The 20019-nt window shown below is 64.7% G+C and carries 14 protein-coding genes; 1 reads left to right on the top strand and 13 read right to left on the bottom strand.

Annotated elements, in window-relative coordinates:
* Positions 1-124: 124 nt before the first annotated feature.
* Complete coding sequence (locus FJ430_RS28820) at positions 125-3277, top strand: efflux RND transporter permease subunit (RefSeq protein ID WP_140705091.1); 3153 nt, start codon at positions 125-127, stop codon at positions 3275-3277.
* 168 nt (positions 3278-3445) lie between these two features.
* On the opposite strand, the gene FJ430_RS28815 is transcribed toward FJ430_RS28820, so the two are convergent.
* The 13 genes from FJ430_RS28815 to FJ430_RS28755 form a co-directional block, all read right to left on the bottom strand.
* Complete coding sequence (locus tag FJ430_RS28815; RefSeq protein ID WP_140645133.1) at positions 3446-5155, bottom strand: APC family permease; 1710 nt, start codon at positions 5153-5155, stop codon at positions 3446-3448.
* A 266-nt stretch (positions 5156-5421) separates the two neighbouring features.
* A complete protein-coding gene (locus tag FJ430_RS28810) occupies positions 5422-7791 on the bottom strand; it encodes a DUF1989 domain-containing protein (RefSeq protein ID WP_140705093.1) in 2370 nt (789 codons plus the stop codon).
* A 111-nt stretch (positions 7792-7902) separates the two neighbouring features.
* Positions 7903-8529: a sarcosine oxidase subunit gamma gene (locus FJ430_RS28805; RefSeq protein ID WP_140705095.1), complete on the bottom strand. Its 627-nt coding sequence runs from the start codon at positions 8527-8529 to the stop codon at positions 7903-7905.
* On the bottom strand, positions 8522-11503 hold the full coding sequence (locus FJ430_RS28800) for a sarcosine oxidase subunit alpha (protein WP_140705097.1): 2982 nt from the start codon (positions 11501-11503) through the stop codon (positions 8522-8524). Before FJ430_RS28800 ends, FJ430_RS28805 begins: the two co-directional genes overlap by 8 nt.
* Entirely contained in the window at positions 11503-11778 is a 276-nt protein-coding gene (locus tag FJ430_RS28795; RefSeq protein WP_140705099.1) for a sarcosine oxidase subunit delta, read from the bottom strand. The genes FJ430_RS28800 and FJ430_RS28795 overlap by 1 nt, the downstream gene beginning before the upstream one ends.
* 73 nt (positions 11779-11851) lie before the next feature.
* The gene (locus FJ430_RS28790; RefSeq protein WP_140705101.1) at positions 11852-13105 is read right to left on the bottom strand and encodes a sarcosine oxidase subunit beta family protein; all 1254 of its coding nucleotides are present in this window, start codon (positions 13103-13105) and stop codon (positions 11852-11854) included.
* Between the two features lie 35 nt (positions 13106-13140).
* On the bottom strand, positions 13141-14448 hold the full coding sequence (glnT, locus tag FJ430_RS28785; protein ID WP_140705103.1) for a type III glutamate--ammonia ligase: 1308 nt from the start codon (positions 14446-14448) through the stop codon (positions 13141-13143).
* A 37-nt stretch (positions 14449-14485) separates the two neighbouring features.
* On the bottom strand, positions 14486-15814 hold the full coding sequence (locus FJ430_RS28780; protein ID WP_140705105.1) for an FMN-binding glutamate synthase family protein: 1329 nt from the start codon (positions 15812-15814) through the stop codon (positions 14486-14488).
* Positions 15815-15820: 6 nt separating this feature from the next.
* A complete protein-coding gene (locus FJ430_RS28775; RefSeq protein ID WP_140705107.1) occupies positions 15821-16552 on the bottom strand; it encodes a GXGXG domain-containing protein in 732 nt (243 codons plus the stop codon).
* Positions 16553-16556: 4 nt separating this feature from the next.
* Positions 16557-17453 (bottom strand): class II glutamine amidotransferase, encoded by an 897-nt coding sequence (locus FJ430_RS28770; RefSeq protein ID WP_140645125.1) that lies wholly within the window; start codon positions 17451-17453, stop codon positions 16557-16559.
* Between the two features lie 86 nt (positions 17454-17539).
* Positions 17540-17869, bottom strand: coding sequence for a hypothetical protein (locus FJ430_RS28765; RefSeq protein ID WP_140705109.1), 330 nt, complete (start codon positions 17867-17869; stop codon positions 17540-17542).
* Positions 17866-18555, bottom strand: coding sequence for a hypothetical protein (locus tag FJ430_RS28760; RefSeq protein ID WP_181175340.1), 690 nt, complete (start codon positions 18553-18555; stop codon positions 17866-17868). The genes FJ430_RS28765 and FJ430_RS28760 overlap by 4 nt, the downstream gene beginning before the upstream one ends.
* 46 nt (positions 18556-18601) lie before the next feature.
* Positions 18602-20008 (bottom strand): APC family permease, encoded by a 1407-nt coding sequence (locus FJ430_RS28755; protein WP_140657749.1) that lies wholly within the window; start codon positions 20006-20008, stop codon positions 18602-18604.
* Positions 20009-20019 lie beyond the last annotated feature (11 nt).

Raw genomic sequence — 20019 nt, 5'->3', positions numbered from 1 at the left:
CGCGTCCAGCGCGATTTGCGAGTCTCTCTCCGCTTGAGGGGTCTCGCCGCCCGGAAGCCACCGAACTTAGAAGCGGCATGCCAAGCGAGCGTGCCTTGCCGATCAATTGGACTGGACGTGTGCCATGACCACCACCGACAGCAGCACTGAAAAGCGGCCCTTCAACCTTTCGCGCTGGGCGATCGGACATCCGAGCATCGCCCGCTTCCTGTTCGGGCTGATCATCCTGGCCGGCGCGCTCGGCCTGATGCGCATGGGCCAGAAGGAAGACCCGGATTTCACCTTCCGCGTCATGGTGGTGCAGGCGGTGTGGCCCGGAGCCTCGATCCAGGACATGGAGGACCAGGTCGTCAACAAGATCGAGCGCAAGCTGCAGGAAACGCCGCATCTCGATTTCGTCCGCTCCTACACCCGCGCCGGCAGCGCCATCATCACCTTGCAGGTCAAGGGCGACACCAATGCCGAGGACGTGAAAGATGCCTTCTACCAGGTGCGCAAGAAGGTCGGCGACATCGCCAATGAATTGCCGCAGGGCCTGCTCGGCCCCTATTTCAACGACGAGTTCGGCGACACTTTCATCACGCTGCATTCGATCAGCGGCGACGGCTTCACCTATCCGGAGCTGAAGAAATTCGCCATCCAGGCGCGCGACATGCTGTTGACGACGCCTGGCGTCGAAAAGGCCGTCATCATCGGCGACCAGCCGGAGAAGATCTATATCGACGTCTCGTCCAAGGCGCTGGCCGAGCGCGGCCTGACCATTGTCGACCTGCAGAACGCCGTAAAAGGGCAGAACGCCGTCGATCCGGCGGGCTCCGTCGACACCGGCCTGCGCTCGGTGCGCATCTCGGTCGAGGGCGACGTCACCAAGGCTGCCGATATCCGAGAGCTGAGGCTACGCTCCGGCAGCCAGGTGACGCGCCTCGGCGACATCGCCACGGTCTCTTCCGGCCTTCAGGATCCTTACGACAACAAATACCTCTTCAACGGCCATGAGAGCGTCCAGCTCGGCGTCGTCATGGCCAAGGGTTTTAACGTCAGGGACGTCGGCAAGGATGTCGAGGCGACCTATCAGCGCTTCGAGGCAGGGCTGCCCTACGGCGTGTCGGTCGACCAGATCTCCGACCAGCCCCAGGTCGTCAAGGACGCGGTGAGCGAGTTCATGGAGGCGCTCGGCGAGGCGCTGCTCATCGTCCTTGCAGTCTCGCTGCTGTCGATCGGTTGGCGCTCGGGCCTGGTGATAGCCATCGCCATCCCGCTCGTCTTGGCCGCCACCTTCGCCATCATGTACGAGATCGGCATCGACCTGCAGCGCATCTCGCTCGGCGCGCTCATCATTGCGCTCGGTCTTTTGGTCGACGACGCCATGATCGTCGTCGAGATGATGGAGCGAAAGCTCGAGGAAGGGCTGGTAAAGGTCGAGGCGGCAAGCTTCGCCTACACCTCGACCGCTTTCCCGATGCTGACCGGCACGCTGATCACCACGGCCGGCTTCATCCCGGTCGGCTTCGCCGCCTCGACCGCCGGCGAATATGTGCGCACGCTGTTCTATGTCGTCGGCATCGCGCTCGTCGTGTCGTGGTTCGTCGCGGTCTATTTCACGCCGTGGCTGGGCTACATGATCCTCAAGCAGCGCAAGCATGCCGGCACCCATCATGATGTCTTCGATACCGGCTTCTACCGCCGCCTGCGCGCGACCGTCGCCTGGGCCGTGCGCCACCGCATCATCGTTCTGGTGATGACGCTGGTCACCTTCGCCACCAGCCTCTGGGCCTTCCAATTCATCCCGCAGAACTTCTTCCCGCAATCCTCGCGCCCGGAAATCCTGGTCGACCTGTGGCTGCCGGAAGGCACCTCGATCAAGGAAGTCGAAAACCAGGCCAAGTCGTTTGAAGGCAAAATGGCGGACGATCCGGACAAGCGCTTCATCGCCACCTATATCGGCGAAGGGGCGCCCCGCTTCTTCCTGCCGCTCGACCAGCAGCTCCGCAATCCGAACTTCGCCCAGCTCCTGGTGATGGCCAAGGACGAGCCGGCGCGCGAGCGGCTGATCGTCAAGATGCGCAAGATCCTGGCGCAGGATTTCCCCTCGATCCGCGGCAAGGTCGACCGTCTCTTCCTCGGTCCGCCGACGGGCTGGCCGGTGCAGATGCGCGTCATGGGTCCGGACCGCAAGGAAGTGCGCCGCATCGCCGACGAGGTGAAGGCGAAGTTCCAGGCCAATCCGCTGCTCGGCGCCATCCATGACGACTGGCTGGAACCGGTGCCGGCGATGAAGCTGGTGATCGACCAGGATCGCGCTCGCGCCCTTGGCGTCACCTCGCAGCGCATCCGCCAGATGCTGCAGGCCACCATGTCCGGCGCGCCGCTCGACGACTTCCGCGACGGCGAGGAGACGGTCTCGATCGTCGCCCGCGAGCCGGACGCCACCCGCAAGCTGTTGTCCTCGGTCGACTCCGTCTATATCCCGACCGACTTCGGCGGCTCGGTGCCGTTGTCGCAAGTGGCCAAGGTCGTGCCCGTCATGGAGCAGGGCATCGAATGGCGGCGCGACCGCTTGCCGACGATCAGCGTGCGCGCCACGCTGCCGGACGGCGTGCAGTCGAACGACGTCGTCACCAAGATGTACAACGACATGAAGGACCTGCGCGCCGGCCTTGCGCCCGGCTACAAGGTCGAAATCCAGGGCGGCGCCGAGGATTCGGCCGAGAGCCAGGCCTCGATCGCCGCCAAGGCGCCGATCATGCTCGCCATCATCGTCGTGCTCCTGATGGTCCAGCTGCAGCATTTCGGCAAGTCGATGCTGGTGCTGGCCACTGGCCCGCTGGGCATCATCGGCGCCGCCGCGGCGCTGCTGATCAGCGGCGCGCCGTTCGGCTTCGTCGCCATCCTCGGCGTCATCGCGCTGCTCGGCATCATCATGCGCAACTCGATCATCCTGGTCGACCAGATCGACCAGGATATCGCGGCCGGCATGGAGCGATCGGAAGCGATCGTGGGTGCTGCCGTGCGACGCTTCCGGCCGATCATGCTGACGGCGCTGACCGCCGTGCTGGCGCTGATCCCGATCTCGCGCGCCGTCTTCTGGGGGCCGCTCGCCTACGCCATGATGGGCGGCATCCTGGTCGCCACCGTGCTCACCATCCTGGTGCTGCCTGCCGGCTACGCCCTGTTCTTCGGCCGCGCGCCGAAAAAGGCCAAGACCGACGAGCAGGCGCCCGAGCCGGAGAAGATCGAAGGCATTGAAAGACCGCAACTGGCCCTGGCCGCGGAATAAGGTGGCAACCTGGAATCATCCGCCATCGTCATCGGACGGTGGCGGATGATCTGCATGTACGGGCAACCACGTCTTGACGACGCCGTGCGCCGGTCAGTCTTCGCTTACTGGCGCCAAATGAAATGAGACGGGCGCGCCGAGGCGCGCCCGTCTCTTTCAATTGCCATGTTAGATGACGAACACCCAGTTGGCGATCAGCATCACCGCCACGCCGGCGATCAGCGTCAGGTAAGGCAGCATGCCCGCTTTCTTGACCGAGAGGTCGGCGCCCGCCATGCCGAGGTCGGCCAGCATGTGATCGGGGAACTTGCCCTTGTCCTGGATGTAGTGACGGAAGCAGAACACCGGGATGATCAGCGCCGCCGTGATCAGGCCGGCCCACAGCGCCATCGGGTTCCACACCTTGGCGCCGGCGCCCATGAAGATCGCGTTGACATAGGCGAAGATCGCGCCGATGCCGAGCAGCCAGGTCGGCGCCTTCCACGGCCGATTGATATGGCCGTTGTCGATGCGGTGGATCCAGCCGGCATTGAGGTTGAGGAAGTTGAAGATGATGTAGCCGCAATTCGACACGGCGAGGATGAAGAAGAAGCTCGTCGCGTCGGCCGAGGCGATGGCCAGCACGATCAGGTTGAAGCAGAGGTCGGTCCACATGGCCCGCGTCGGCGCGCCATGCTCGTTGACATGGCTGAGATAGCGCGGCAGCCAGCCGTCGACCGAGCCCTGGTAGAGCGTGCGCGAAGAGCCGGCCATCGCCGTCATGATGCACAGCACCAGCGCCAGGATCATCAGCATCACCAGCAGGCTGTGGATCAGCTTGCCGCCGCCGACCATGCCGGCCAGCGCGTCGGCGACGCCCGAGCCGTCGACGATCGGCGTCGCCAGCATGCCGTTCAAGCCCAGCACGCCCTGGAAGGTAAAGGGTACCAGGATGAACAAGAGCATGCAGAGCAGGCCGGAGTAGAAGATCGCCTTGAAGGTATCGGTGCCGGGGTTCTTGAATTCCGACGTGTAGCAGACCGCGGTTTCGAAGCCGTAGGTCGACCATGCGGCGATGAACATTCCGCCGAGCGCCAGCGTCCAGCCGGCAATGTTCCACGAGCCGGGATCTGGCGCATAAGCGGCGGCCAGCGGCACCAGCGGCGAGAAATTCGCCCAGTCGATCTGGCCGGTGAAAATTGGCACGACGCCGACGATCAGCATCGGGATGATGACGAGCAGGCCGATATATTTCTGCACACTGGCCGTGCCGAGGATGCCGCGATGCTGGATCGAAAAGATGATCAGCATCAACACCGCGCCGATGAAGAAGGTGGCGTTGAAGGTGAACGACACCGGGCCGAGCGTGTGGCCCCACAGCGACCATGTGCGGATCGCCGGTGTCGCGGCGGCCGTGGCCGCGGCGATCGCGTCGGCGGGTGCGGTTCCGGCATGCGCGGCGATATAGGCGATCACTTCCGGCGAGGTGTCGGTGAAGATCGGCACCGGTGCCAGTGCATTGAGGATATAGGCGGCCGCGATCGAACAGCCGAGCGACAGCACCGGCGTCCAGGCGAACCAGTTGCACCACACCGACAGCGGCGCGATGAATTTCGAGTAGCGCAACCAGGCGGTAGCGCCGTAGATCGAGGCTCCGCCCGACTTGTTCGGAAACAGGCCGGCGATCTCGGCATAGGTGAAGGATTGCAGGAAACCCATGATCATGGACACTGTCCAGATCAGGAAGGCGAGCTTTCCGGTCGTCCCGGCAATGCCGCCGATCGAGAACAGGACCAGCGCTGGAACGCCGCTTGCCACCCAGAAGGCGCCACGCCAGTCGATATGCCTGAGCAGCTTGCTTTCGGCAGGCTGCTCGAGGGCCGTGCTTATCGTGCTCATATCTTGTGTCTTCCCCTTTTTGTTGTTCCCCGCCAGCGACGCTTCGGCTCTCGCGAAGCTTGCTCCCCGGCAAATCAGCGTCGACCCGTCGTGTTTCCACTCAGTCGTATTTTTTTCTTAAGAGTGAAGATTGATCCGGCGCGCTTTCGCGTCAAGCGTTTTGTGAATGTCATGCACATCACGCTTGCGAAACATTGACCCGACCGCCGCCGGTGGCGGCCGGCGAGGGTCGGATCCGCCTTGGGAGGCTTTCAGAAACCCAGCTTTTAGGAACGCGGTTTGGTCTTCTGCGGATCGTAGTGGGCGAAGGCCACGACACGCGCCGGCAGCCGCTTGGCATGGCCGTCGAGCTTGCCGATCTCGACCTCCGTGCCGATCTCCGCGTGGGTGACGTCGAGCCGAGCCAGCGCGATGGTCTTGCCGAGAACCGGCGAACGCATGCCGGAGGTGACGACGCCGATCTGGGCGCGGCCGACATGGACGCAGTCGCCATGGCCGACCGGGACGTTGGCGTCGACGTCGAGCCCGACGAGCTTGTGCTGCGGGTGCTCCTTGCGCCGAATCAGCGCGTCGCGGCCGATGAAGTCGTCGGCCTTGGTCTTGAGCGGCACGGTGAAGCCGATGCCTGCCTCGAACGGATCGGTCTGGTCGGAAAATTCGTAATCGGCGAAGATCAGCCCGGCCTCGATGCGCACCATGTCAAGCGCCTGCAGGCCCATCGGCTTCAGCCCGTGCGGCTGCCCGGCTTCCCAGACGGCGTCGAAGACCTTTTCGGCGTCGCGCGGATGGCACCAGATCTCGTAGCCGAGCTCGCCCGTATAGCCGGTGCGCGAGACCACGACCGGAATGCCGTTGCCGCCGCCGATGCGCGCGACCGCGAAGCGGAACCATTCGAGCTCGCCGATCGAGGGCTGAACCGGCGAGGTCCAGACGACTTCCTTCAATATGTCGCGGCTCTTCGGTCCCTGCACGGCGATGTTGTGCATCTGGTCGGTGGAGGAGCGCACCAGCACGTTGAGGCCGAGTTTTTTCGCCGTCTCGCGCAGCCATTCGCCGGAAAGATCGTCGCCGCCGACCCAGCGGAAATTGTCCTTGCCGAGGCGAAGCAGCGTGCCATCGTCGATCATGCCGCCATGCTCGTAGCACATCGCCGTATAGACGACCTGGCCGACGCCGAGCTTCTTGACGTCGCGCGTCAGCGTGTATTGCAGCAGCGCTTCGGCATCCGGCCCGGTGACCTCGAACTTGCGCAGCGGCGACAGGTCCATGATCACGGCCGCCTGCCGGCAGGCCCAGTATTCGGCGATCGGACCCTCCTTGGCGAAGGAATTGGCAAGCCAATAACCCCGGTATTCGACGAAGTCGCGCGTGTGCTTGGCAAAGCTCGAATGAAAGGCTGTCTCGCGGGTCATTTTCGGTTCCGAGTCGGGCTTCATGCGTCTGGCGATCGCTCGCGAGAATTTGTGCTGGCCGGAATAGGTCCGCACATGGATGTCGGTCAGGTCCCAGCCATTGGCGGGCGTGGTGTCGTCCGGGCAGGCCGAGGACACGCAGACGATGTCGGTGAGCGCCCTGAGCAGCACGTAGTCGCCCGGCCGCGACCACGGCTCGTCCGACACCATCACGCCATGCGCGTCGATCGCCGTGTTGAAGAAGAAGTTGATCGCCATCCAGCCCGCGCGGGGCGTCACGCCTTTGTCCGACAGCGCCTTGTTGAAATTCTCAGAGCAGTTGGTGTGGCCGGGATAGCCGATATCGTCGTAATATTTGGCGGCGCAGGCGAGCGCGAAAGCGTCGTGCCGCCCGCATGTGTCCTGCACCACCTCGACCAGCGGCTCCATGTCCTGGTCGTAATATTTCGAATGCAGGCCGGGCATCGGATAGGCCGAGCCCATGAGCGTGCGGGTCGTCGTGACGTCGAGCGGCAGGTCGCGGCCCTTGTCCAGCTTGCGCGCCGAAAAACACTGGAAGTCGGTGCATTGCCGGCCATCGACATCGATGATCTGCAGATAGTCGCCGGCCTTGACGAAATAGGATTCGGCGGTCGCCGAATGCACTCTGAGATCGAGCACCGGATCGGCGAGCGGATCGGGAAGCTGCGACCTTGTCTTCAGCCGGATCGTGGCGCGGCGCATCATGACGGTGAGCGGCGTCGCCGTGTTGTGGCCGTCGACCACCATCGGCCCGCCCGGCGCCGCGATCAGCAGCGCGCCGTCGCGCTGGACGGAAAAGCTCTGCTCGGTGCCGGCTGGCGTGGCGCCGCCGAACACGCGCACGGCCTTTGGCTGGTCGAGCTCTACCTTGCGACGCTCGAGGCTGAGGCGCAGCGCCGAAAGGCTGTCGTCGCCCTCGGCGAGCAGCGCCTTGATGCCGGCTGCATTGCTGTTCGACCGTTCTCCGAAAATGCCGGGATCGGTCGTGCCGGATGTATCCCAGGCCAGAAGCTCGCAGGGCTGCCCACCCTCGACATTGGTCACGCTGACGCTGTCGCCGGCCTCGACGTCGATCAGCACCGCGCCGTTGCCCTGCACGGTATAGCGTTCCATCCCCGGCGGCAGCGCGATCTGGCCGGGCCTCAGGATCAGGCTTGGACGGGGCGGTCCGGACAGGACGGCGGGGTAGGGCGACTGGCTCATCTCAAACCCTCCTCCGAGCGAGAAACAAGTTTGCCTGTGTGTAAAATTATTTTCGCTGAGAGAATAGCAGGGCGATGGCGTTTGGCAAGGCGAGAAGGGAAAGGCGCGTCGCTATGCCAACTCTTCGGAATGGCTGATCGTGACGCCATACTCGGCAGCCGAGTCCAGAATCGTGTGCCACAGGCTCTCCGCGAAGGTCGCGAACACCAGGAGATTGAACACGGCGCGTCCGTCCGCCAGGTCGTCACCGCGCCACAGCGTGACGCTGGTATGATCCATCGATGTGGCAGCCGCCGCGCCGACGCCGAACACATCCGGATGCAGATCGATCGACGACTGCTTCGCAAGCATCGCGCGCGCCTTCTCGCCAGAGACGCTGATCAGCGCCCGCGCATGCGACTGGTCGGACAGCGAGGCCGAGCCGGCAAAGACAGGCGCAAGCCCATCCATCGTGTACTTGCCGCCTTTGGACAGCACGAGGAACTGGCCGGGTCCCGACCAGATCAGTGTCGCGTCGGCCGCGTCGACCGCCCTGGGCGTTTCCGGCGCGGCAACGCCGAAGCGCGTCTTTGCGGCCTTCGCCATCTCGGCGGCGTTGCCGCGCCGCGCCATGACCTGCACGAGGTCGAAATTGCGGATCTCGGTCAGCGAAACGCCGACTTCGCCTTGCGCGCCGTAAGCGCCGGCGACCAGCGCGCGGTCGAGCGGGCTGCGGACATCCCAGGAAAAATCAGCCACGCTGGCGCCCTCCATCCGGATCGTAGAAGACGGAATTGCAGAGCTCGACATCATAGTCCTCGCCGCGCAGCGGATCATGCGCCCGCACGATCTCGCCGATGCGCTCGCGGCCGCGCTCGACAAGGCCGAGCCCGATCCACTGGTCGAGCACCGGCGAGAAGCAGACCGAGGTGACATACCCCTGGTCGTTGTCGGGGCCAGGGGTCTCGCCCTTCGGAATGATATGCGCGCCGGAGCGCAGGCGGCGCGCCTTGTCGGTCGGCTTGATGCCGACGACCACCTGCCGGTTCGGCGCGACCAGCGCCTCGCGGCCGGCCATGACGCGGCCGATGAAATCCTTCTTGGTCGACATCATCTTGCCGAGGCCGAGATCGCCAGCCGTGGTGGTGCCGTTGAGCTCCGGCCCGGCGACGTGGCCCTTTTCGATGCGCATCACGCCGAGCGCCTCGGTGCCGTAGGGCGTCACACCGAATGGCTTGCCGGCAATCATCAGGTTGCGCGCCATCGCCTCGCCGTAGCGCGCCGGCACCGAAATCTCGAAGGCCATCTCGCCGGAGAAGGAGATGCGGAACAGCCTCGCCTTCAAGCCGCCGCGCAACGCAACTTCCCGCGCGCCCATGAACGGAAAACCTTCATTCGACAGGTCTTCGGCCGGATCGACGATCTCCTTCAAGAGATCGCGAGTCTTCGGCCCGGCGATCGAGAACTGCGCCCACTGGTCCGAAACGGAGGTCAGCTGCACGTCGAGCTCGGGGAACAGCACCTGCCGGCAGAATTCGAGGTGCTGCATCACCAGCCCGGCCTTGGCGGTCGTGGTGGTGAGGAAATAATGGTCCTCAGCCAAACGCGAGGTCGTGCCGTCGTCATAGACGATGCCATCCTCGCGCAGCATCAGCCCGTAACGCGCCTTGCCGACGGCAAGGCTGGAGAAGGCGTTGATGTAGACGCGGTCGAGGAAGGTGCCTGCGTCTGGCCCATGCACGTCGATCTTGCCGAGCGTCGAGACATCGCAGAAGCCGACGCCGTTGCGCACGGCCTTCACCTCGCGGGTGACCGATTCCAGCCAGTCCTTCTCGCCCGCGCGGGGGTACCACTGCGCGCGCTTCCAAAGGCCGGTGTCGACAAACACTGCGCCCTGTTCGGCCGCCCAGTGATGCGAGGGCGTCAGCCGGGTCGCATGGAAATTCTCGTCACGGTGGTGGCCGGCAAAGGCGCCGATGGCGACCGGCACGTAAGGCGGCCGGTAGATCGTCGTGCCGGTCTCGGGAATGGATTTGCCGCTGACCGCGGCCATGATGGCGAGGCCGGCGACATTCGACGTCTTGCCCTGGTCGGTCGCCATGCCGAGCGTCGTGTAGCGCTTCAGATGCTCGACCGATTGAAAACCCTCGCGCTGCGCCAGCTCGACATCGGAAGCGGTGACGTCGTGCTGCTGGTCGACGAAGGCCTTGCCCTTGCCGGCGACATGCCAGACCGGGGTGATCGAAAAGGCTTCGTCGTCGGCGACCGGCATCGATCCGGTATTGCCGCCGCGTCCGGCATCGCGTGCCGCGGCAGCGCCGACTTCAAACCCTTCGCGCAGGCAGGTGCCAAGTCCGAAAGCGCCGTTGGCGGCGCCCGCCGCGACCATGCCGGGCGGTGCGCCGTCGGGCACGAAGGCGGCTATGTCGTCGCGCCATTTCGGCCGGCCGCGATGATAGGAGGTGAGTCCGACCGCCGGATTCCAGCCGCCGGAGACGGCGAGCCCGTCCGCCTCGACCTCGGCGCGCGCGCCGCCGGTCAGCGAGACGGAGATCTTGCGCACGCCGCCCTTGCCGCCATCGACGCCGCTGACGGCGCCGTGCAGCACCGGGAAGCCGCCCTTGCTGGCCAGCGAGCGATGCGCCGGCGAAACGTCCGGCCGCGCATCGATCACCGCCGCGACCTGCAGTCCGGCGGCGATCGCCGTTTCGGCCGTGCGCCAGCCATCCTCGTTGTTGGTGAACAGCGCGATCCGCCGGGACGGCGTGGCGGCGTAGCGGTTGATGTAACTGCGCATGGCCGACGCCATCATCACGCCGGGCGTGTCGTTGCCGGCAAAGACGATCGGACGTTCGATCGCGCCGGCGGCGACCACGCAGCGCTTGGCCACGATGCGCCACAGCCGCTGCCGCACCTGATGTTCCGGCGGCACCGGCAGATGGTCGTTGACGCGCTCGATCGCACCATAGGTGCCACCGTCATAGACGCCGAACAAAGTCGTGCGCGTCATGACGCGCACATCCGGCATCGCCGCCAGTTCGGCGACCGCGCGCGCGACCCATTCGGCGGCCGGCAATCCGTCGATCGTGCCGCCATCGGCGAGCAGGCGGCCGCCGAGGACGAAATCCTCTTCGCACAGGATGACGCGCGCGCCGCAGCGCGCGGCGGCAAGGGCAGCCGCCAGGCCCGCCGGGCCAGAACCGGCGATCACCACGTCGCAATGCGCCCAGGCCTTGTCATAGTGGTCGGGGTCGGAAACCTGCGCTGCGCGGCCGAGACCGGCGGCGCGCCGGATCGCAGGCTCGTAGATCGCCTCCCAGAACTTCGCCGGCCACATGAAGGTCTTGTAATAGAAGCCGGCGACGAAGATCGGCGCGAACAGCTGGTTGACCGACATCACGTCGAAATTGAGCGACGGCCAGCGGTTCTGGCTGGCGGCTTCGAGACCCTCATAGAGCTCAGCCGTCGTCGCCTTGGTGTTCGCCTCACGCCTTGCGCCGCTGCGCAGCTCGACCAGCGCGTTGGGTTCTTCCGAGCCCGCCGTCAGGATGCCGCGCGGGCGATGGTATTTGAACGAGCGGCCGACCAGCTTGATACCATTGGCGACAAGCGCGGACGCCAGCGTGTCACCCTTGAAGCCCGAGAACGTCTTGCTGTCGAAGCGGAAATTGAGCGGGGCCGAGCGGTCGATAAGACCGCCATTGTTCAGCCGGTTTGCCTGATCGCCGCGCATCACGCACCAACCTTGGAGGCACCGGCGCCCGCCGCCGGCTCGACGGCCGAAATCTCATGCGTCAGCGTGTTGCGGGTGACCTTCAGCCAGGCCCGGCAGCCGCCGCCATGGTACCAGTGCTCGCTCATCACGCCGGCGATGTTGTCGCGCAGATAGACGTAATCGTAGACGGCGTCCTCGCCGGCATCGGCCGCGGGACGTTGCGGCTTGGCGTCGCCGAGATAGGTGAACTCGCCGAGTTCGCGTTCGCCGCAGAAGGGACAGGTAATGCGCATCGGTTTCCGGCTGTCCTCAGAGCATGATGCCAAAAAGTGTGGAGCGGTTTTTGGATAACATCGTGCTCTATCTCTAATGCAGGTTCGGTTGGGCGCCCTGGCCCTTCTCGTCGATCATGGCGCCGCGCTGGAAGCGGTCGAGGCGGAAAAGCGCGGCTTCCTTGTGCGATTGATCGCGGGCGATGAGGTGGGCGAAGACCAAGCCCGAGCCGGGCGTCGCCTTGAAGCCGCCATAGCACCAGCCTGCATTGATGTAGAGGCCGTCCACCGGGCTCTTGTCGATGATCGGCGTGCCGTCCATCGACATGTCCATGATGCCGCCCCACTGACGTAAGAGCCGCACGCGGCCGATCATCGGGATCAGCGCCATGCCGCCTTCGCAGACATCTTCCATGACCGGCAGGTTGCCGCGCTGGGCATAGGAGTTGTAGCCGTCGATGTCGCCGCCGAAGACCAGCCCGCCCTTGTCCGACTGGCTGACATAAAAATGTCCGGCGCCGAAGGTCATCACGCCGGGGATCAGCGGCTTGATCGCTTCGGAGACGAAGGCCTGCAGCACATGGCTTTCGATCGGCAGACGCAGGCCAGCCATCGCCGCGACGCGCGAGGAAGAACCCGCCACCGCCATGCCGACCTTGCCGGCGCCGATCTTGCCGCGTGAGGTCTCGACGCCGGTGACCTTGCCATTGGCGTCGCGCGTGAAGCCGGTAACCTCGCAATTCTGGATGATGTCGACGCCGAGTTCGCTCGCCGCATGCGCGTAGCCCCACACCACGGCGTCATGCCGCGCCGTGCCGCCGCGCCGCTGCAGCAGCCCGCCTTGCACGGGGAAACGCGCATTGTCGAAATTCAGGAACGGCAGCATTTTCCTGAGCGCCGCCTGGTCGAGCAGCTCCGCATCGATGCCGTTGATGCGCATGGTGTTGCCGCGCCGGGCGAAAGCGTCGCGCTGCGCGTCGGAGTGATAGAGGTTGAGCACGCCGCGCTGGCTGACCATGGCGTTGTAGTTGAGGTCCTGCTCCATCCTCTCCCACAGCTTCATCGACAATTCGTAGAAGCCGGTGTTGCCGGGAAGGCCGTAATTGGAGCGGATGATGGTGGTGTTGCGGCCGGCATTGCCGGAGCCGATCCACCCTTTTTCCAGCACCGCGACATTGCGGATACCGAACTCGCTGGCGAGAAACCAGGCGGTCGCGAGCCCGTGGCCGCCGCCGCCGATGATGATCACGTCATAGCGGTCCTTGGGCGCAGCATCGCGCCAGGTCGGCTGCCAGTTCTTGTGGCCGGAAAGGGCGGCGCGGGCGAGCGAGAAGATCGAATATTTCATCAGTTCATTCCGAGGTCGCTCGCACCGCCGAGATATCAGATATCCAGCGTGTGGTCGCGCTCCCACTGCGTGAAGTGCGAAGCATAGGAATTCCATTCCTGCTGCTTCAGCTTTAGATATGCCGACGAGAATTCCTCACCCAGCGCCGCCTTGAGCGATTTGTCCTTGTCGAATTCGCGCAGCGCATCGAGCAGGTTGAGCGGCAGTTTCGGCGCGTCCGTAACGGTATGGCCGAGCTGATACATGTCGATGTCGTAGCGCTTGCCGGGGTCGGCCTTCGAGCGGATGCCGTCGAGGCCGGCAGCGATGATGACGGCCTGCAGCAAATACGGATTGGCGGCGCCGTCCGGCAGGCGCAATTCGAAACGGCCAGGCCCGGGCACGCGCACCATGTGCGTGCGGTTGTTGCCGGTCCAGGTCACCGTGTTCGGCGCCCAGGTCGCGCCCGAAATGGTGCGCGGCGCGTTGATGCGCTTGTAGGAATTGACCGTCGGGTTGGTGATCGCGGCAAGCGCGGAGGCATGCTTCATGATGCCGCCGAGGAAGTTCCTGCCCTTGGCAGACAGGCCGAGCTCTTCCGAATTGTCGGCAAAGACATTGGTCTTGCCGGTCTCGTCCCACACCGAGATGTGCGCATGGCAGCCATTGCCGGTCAGGCCCTGGAAGGGCTTGGGCATGAACGTCGCGCGCAAGCCGTGCTTTTCGGCGATCGACTTGACCATGAACTTGAAGAAGGAGTGCTTGTCGGCGGTCGCCAGCGCGTGATCGAACATCCAGTTCATCTCGAACTGGCCGTTGGCGTCCTCATGGTCGTTCTGGTACGGGCCCCAGCCCAGCGCCAGCATATGGTCGCAGATCTCGGCGATGACGTCGTAGCGCCGCATCACCGCCTGCTGGTCGTAACAGGGTTTCGAGGCTGTATCGTATTCGTCGGAGATCGCCCTGCCGTCGGGCGAGATCAGGAAGAACTCGGCCTCGACGCCGGTCTTGACATGCATGCCGTCGCGGGCGGCTTCGTCGATCAGCCGCTTCAGCGTGTTGCGCGGCGCCTGGTCGACCTCTTTGTCGTCCATGATGCAGTTGGCGGCTACCCAGGCGACGTCCTTCTTCCACGGTAGTTGGATGACCGAAGCCGGATCCGGCACCGCCAGCATGTCCGGATGCGCTGGCGTCAGGTCGAGCCATGTGGCGAAGCCGGCAAATCCTGCACCGTCCTTCTGCATGTCGGCGATCGCCTGCGCCGGCACCAGCTTGGCACGCTGCCCGCTGAACAGGTCGGTGTAGGAGATCATGAAATATTTGACGCCGTTCTCCTTGGCGAATGCGGCGAGATCGTTCCCCATTATGTAGTTCCTCGCTTATGTGTCTTGGAAGTTTGTCCTAGAAGCCGTTCTTCCCCGGTATCCAGTTGGTACCGGCTAAAGGCACGCCGGCCATGGCGGCGGCTTCGATCGAGAGCGCGACGAGATCCTCTGGCTCGAGATTGTGCAGACTATTCTTGCCGCAGGCGCGGGCAATCGTCTGCGCTTCGAGCGTCATCACCTTGAGGTAGTTCGCCAGCCGCCGTCCGGCCGCGATCGGGTCGACCCGCTTCATCAGCTCGGGATCCTGCGTGGTGATGCCGGCCGGATCGCGACCCTCGTGCCAGTCGTCATAGGCGCCGGCCGTGGTGCCGAGCGCACTGTACTCCGCCTCCCAGCGGGGATCATTGTCGCCAAGCGCGACCAGCGCCGCCGTTCCGATCGACACAGCGTCGACGCCGAGCGCCAGCGCCTTGGCGACATCGGCGCCATTGCGGATGCCGCCCGAGACAATGAGCTGCACCTTGCGGTGCATGCCGAGGTCCTGCAGCGCCTGTACCGCCGGCCGGATGCAGGCAAGCGTCGGCTGGCCGACATTCTCGATGAACACTTCCTGGGTGGCAGCCGTGCCGCCCTGCATGCCGTCGACCACCACGACATCGGCGCCGGCCTTCACCGCGAGCGCGGTGTCATAGTAGGGGCGGGCGCCGCCGACCTTGACGTAGATCGGCTTTTCCCAGTCGGTGATCTCGCGCAGCTCGAGGATCTTGATCTCGAGATCGTCCGGCCCGGTCCAGTCGGGATGGCGCGAGGCCGAGCGCTGGTCGATGCCCTTGGGCAGGGTGCGCATCTCGGCGACGCGATCGGAGATCTTCTGTCCGAGCAGCATGCCGCCGCCGCCCGGCTTCGCGCCCTGGCCGACGACCACTTCGATGGCGTCGGCGCGGCGCAGGTCGCGCGGGTTCATGCCGTAGCGAGACGGCAGATACTGGTAGACCAGTTGCTTGGAATGGCCGCGTTCTTCCTCGGTCATGCCGCCGTCGCCGGTCGTGGTCGAGGTACCGGAGAGAGTCGCGCCGCGTCCGAGCGCCTCCTTGGCCGGGCCGGAGAGCGATCCGAAACTCATGCCGGCGATGGTGATCGGGATCTTCAACTCGATCGGCTTCCTGGCATGGCGCGAGCCGAGCACCACCGAGGTGTCGCAGCGCTCGCGATAGCCTTCGAGCGGATAGCGCGAGATCGAGGCGCCGAGGAACAAGAGGTCGTCGAAATGCGGCAGCTTGCGCTTGGCGCCGGCGCCGCGGATGTCATAGATGCCGGTTGCTGCCGCGCGGCGGATTTCGGAAAGCGTGTAGTCGTCGAAGGTCGCGGATTTGCGCGGCGTCGTCGGCGGGTTGCGGTAGGTCATCTTGCCTCAATACGCGTCGGCGTTGTCGATATTGAAATTGTAGAGTTTGCGGGCCGAGCCGTAGCGCTTGAACTCCGACGCCTTGACGCCGGTGACGCCGGCCTTGTCGAGCAGGCCCTGCAGCAATTCGATATGCTCGGGCCGCATCTCCTTGGCGATGCAGTCGGCGCCGAGGCTTTCCACCTTGCCGCGCACGAAGAGCCGCGCCTCGTAGATGGAATCGCCCAGCGCATCGCCGGCATCGCCCAGCACGACCAGATTGCCGGACTGCGCCATGAAGGCCGACATGTGGCCGATATTGCCGTGCACGACAATGTCGATGCCCTTCATCGAAATGCCGCAGCGCGACGAGGCGTTGCCCTCGATGACGAGAAGACCGCCGCGGCCGGTGGCGCCGGCATACTGGCTGGCGTCGCCCTTGATGACGATCGAGCCCGACATCATGTTCTCGCCGACGCCGGGACCGGCAGAGCCGTGCACGGTGATCGCGGCGCCGTCATTCATGCCGGCGCAGTAATAGCCGACGCTGCCGCGCACATCGATGCTGACCGGCTGGTCGACACCGACCGCCACAGAGTGGCTGCCTTTCGGGTTGAGCACTTCCCAGGCGGTCTCGTTGGAGCCGGGCGTGAGCTTGTGCAGCGCCTGGTTCAGTTCGCGCAGCGACTGTTGCGAGAGGTCGAAGACCCTCGCATGGCTCTGATCCCGCTCGGCTTTCGACATTGTGGTTGCCGGCATCGGCTCAGTGCTCCCAGAAATAAACGGTTGCGGGCTCGGGCTCCCAGACCCGCGCATTGTCGATGCCGGGCAGCTTGGTCAGCGCGCGATATTCGGAGCCGAAGGCGACATACTGGTCGGTCTCGGCCATGACGGCGGGCTTGCAGGCGATCGGATCGCGCACCACGCCGAAGCCGTTCTTGGTGCCGACGACGAAGGTGAAGAAGCCGTCGAGGTCGGAGAGCGTGCCTTCCAGCGCCTCGCCAAGATTCTTGCCGTGCGCCATCCGGTTGGAGAGATAGGCGGCCGCCACCTCGGTGTCGTTCTCGGTCTCGAAGGTCATGCCGTCGCGGATGAGTTCGCGCCGTACGTTGTTGTGGTTGGACAGCGAGCCATTGTGCACCAGGCACTGGTCAGCGCCGGTCGAGAACGGATGCGCGCCCATCGTCGTCACCGCCGATTCCGTCGCCATGCGGGTGTGGCCGATGCCGTGGGTGCCGGTCATGGAGCGTACGTCGAAGCGGTCGACGACGGCTTCCGGCAAACCGACTTCCTTGTAAATCTCGACTGCTTCGCCGGCGCCCATGATGCGGATGTCGGGCCGCAGCGTCTGCAGCGCCTCGCGCGCGGCGTCGACCTTGTCAGGCGCGGTACGGATGACGGCGTGGGTGGATTTCGTGGCAAGACTGACGGGAGCGCCGATCGCCTTGGCGAGCTCGACATCGAGGCCGCGGAAATCGCGCTCCGGCTTGGCCGACTGGATGGTGATCTTGGCTTCATTCTTGGAAGGGGCGCCATAGATAGCGATGCCGGCACTGTCCGGGCCGCGGTCGCTGAGCGACACCAGCATCTCCGACAGCATCGCGCCGAGCTTCGGCTCCAGCGCCTTGTCCTTCAAGAAAAGTCCGACGATTCCGCACATGCCAACCTCCGGCGTTTTTTGGCTCTCAGATGATGTACCCAATGAGTTGGCCAAATTCAATTGGTATGAAAGAAATTTTCCTGTCGTTATATATTCGACGGCACATCACCTTTGGCACTATCGCCGTCCGGACGCGCCTTGTGAACCCAGATCGCATGGCGGATGCGCGCGATCCTGTAGGCGTCGAGGATCGAGAGGGCATAGATCAGGAAACCGCCGGCATGGCGGCCGATGAAGCCGGCTTCGGCCGGCGCCAGCTTGGTCGTTACCCAACCAAGGATCACCATGAAGAACAGGAACTGCAGGCCGCGCACCGGCACGCCGAGCATGACATGGCCGCTTGCCGGCAAAACAATCGCCGCGCCGAGCACGAGATACGGATTGGCCGGGGCGGAGGAAGCGGTTTCGTCGGTCATGCTGCCTGCCTTTCGCGCCGGTTGATGGCTTCGCGCAGGCCCGAGGCCACCGCGAGCAGGCGTTCGATCGAGGCAGGATCGATCCTGGTATCGCCGAACGCCGCCTGCCGGAACACGCCGTAGCGGGCGCGTTCGGCCTCCGCCAGCAGCCAGACGATGCGCACGCCGTTCGGCGTGACCAGCAATTCCTTGGCGCGACTTTCGGCAAAAATGCCGGTATGCACGGCGATCAGGTCCTGCGGGAAAGCGACGCCCTTGCGGTCCGTCCTGAGCACTGCGTCGGCGGGAAAGCCGAGCACCTTCGGCAGCGTGTGCGCAAGATGATCGAAATTGGAAAACGTCGTTGCCGAATTCGGCCGCATCATCATGTCGAACGTACCCGGCACCGCGACCGGCTCGGTGATCGAAACGCTGAGCCAGCGTGTCGGCAGCTTTCGTGTCGCCAGCGTGTCGACGATGGTGCGCAGCTGGACGCGCTGGCCGTTCCAGGAACCGGCCCAGGTGACGACGCCGGCCGTGCCGTCGGAAATGTCGGCGGCGTCCGCAATGACGCTGCGAACGCTGGCCGCATCGGCGGCCAAGTCAGCCTTCGCCCTGTCGCGGCCGGCACGCGCCAGCCAGGCGATATGGACGACGACGCCCAGTGCGATCGCCCCGGTAAGCAATACTGACGCCAGCTCGGACATCGCGACACGCCACGGCCCGCCATCGAAAGGCGGGCCTTCACTCCACTCAATAACCCTGCGGCTTCGGCCACGGCATGGAGAACTGGTCGCCGCGCCGCACGAACTTGTAGCGGTAGAAGTGGAACCACAGCGAAATCAGGAAATAGAACACCGTCATCGCGATCAGCTGCGAGCCGAAGCCGAGGAAGATGGCGAAGAACGTCACCATGCACAGGCAGAACAGCACGATCGCGGGCAGCGGGTGGAAGGGGTGTGTGTAGCCGCGGCGGATCGAACCCAGTGGCCACTTCTTGCGGAACATCATGATGTTGATGCTCATGAAGGTGTATTGCAGCACGCCCGACAGGATCGAGAAGGTGATCGCCTGGTTGAGGTCGGCGATGAAGGCGAAGGCCAGCGCGATCGGCAGCAGGAACAGGATCGAGCGGTAGGGCGTGCGATACTTCGGATGCACCGCCGAGAACCAGCTCGGCAGATAGCGGTCGCGGCCGAGCGAGAACCAGGCGCGCGCCGCGTCGTTGATGCAGCCATTGGCCGAGGCAAGCGCGGCAAGCAGCGTCGCGATGAAGAGCAGGTTTTCGAGCAGCGGGCTGCCGGTCAGCTTGCCGGCATCCCACAGCGGATAATAGGTGATGCCGAGATATTCCCAGGGCATCAGCGAGGCGCAGACATACCAGGTCATCGCGGCGGCGATCAAAAGCGTGATCATGCCGGCCATGGTGCCGTAGGGCAGGGAGCGCGCCGGCGAGCGCACTTCCTCGGCCGCCTGGGTCGTTCCCTCGATGCCGAGATAGTACCAGATGCCGAACTGGAAGGCGGCGATCACGCCGATCCAGCCATAGGGCAGCGCATTGGCGGGGGTGACCAGCTCGTTTAGTTTCAGCACCGCGCCTTGCGTCCACGGGCTGACCGAGAAGAACAGGATGACGATCGAGACATAGGCGATCGCGGTGATGACGAAATTGACGTTGAGCGTCATCAGCACGCCGCGATAGTTGAGCCAGGCGAGCACGACGATGGTGGCGGCGATGAAGGAATTGTGCGTCAGTCCTTCGACGCCGGCCTTGGCGACGATCGTGTCGCCGAGGAGGATCGCGTCCGACACCTCGAGCATGGTGTAGGCGAACACCAGGAACAGCGCGACGTTGAAGGCCATCAGCGGCCCGACGATATGCTTGGCCTGCGCATATTGGCCGCCGGCGGCGGCGACCGTCGACGTCACCTCCGAGTCGATCATCGCGACCGAGGTGTAGAGCAGTCCGACGACCCAGCAGACGATCAGCGCGGCGAGCGCGCCACCCTTGTCGGCGGAGAAATTCCAGCCGGTGAACTCGCCGACCAGCACGATGCCGACGCCCAGCGCCCACACATGCGCCGGGCCGAGCACCCGAAGCAGCGAGACCCTGTCGCCGTGGATTGTCGTCGTTTGTCCCGTTTCAACCGCAGCCGTCATATCGTCCCCAC

Source organism: Mesorhizobium sp. B2-8-5 (assembly GCF_006440675.2).
In the GTDB taxonomy this organism is placed as follows: Bacteria; Pseudomonadota; Alphaproteobacteria; order Rhizobiales; family Rhizobiaceae; genus Mesorhizobium.
This window is presented reverse-complemented; position numbering and strand designations above follow the sequence as displayed.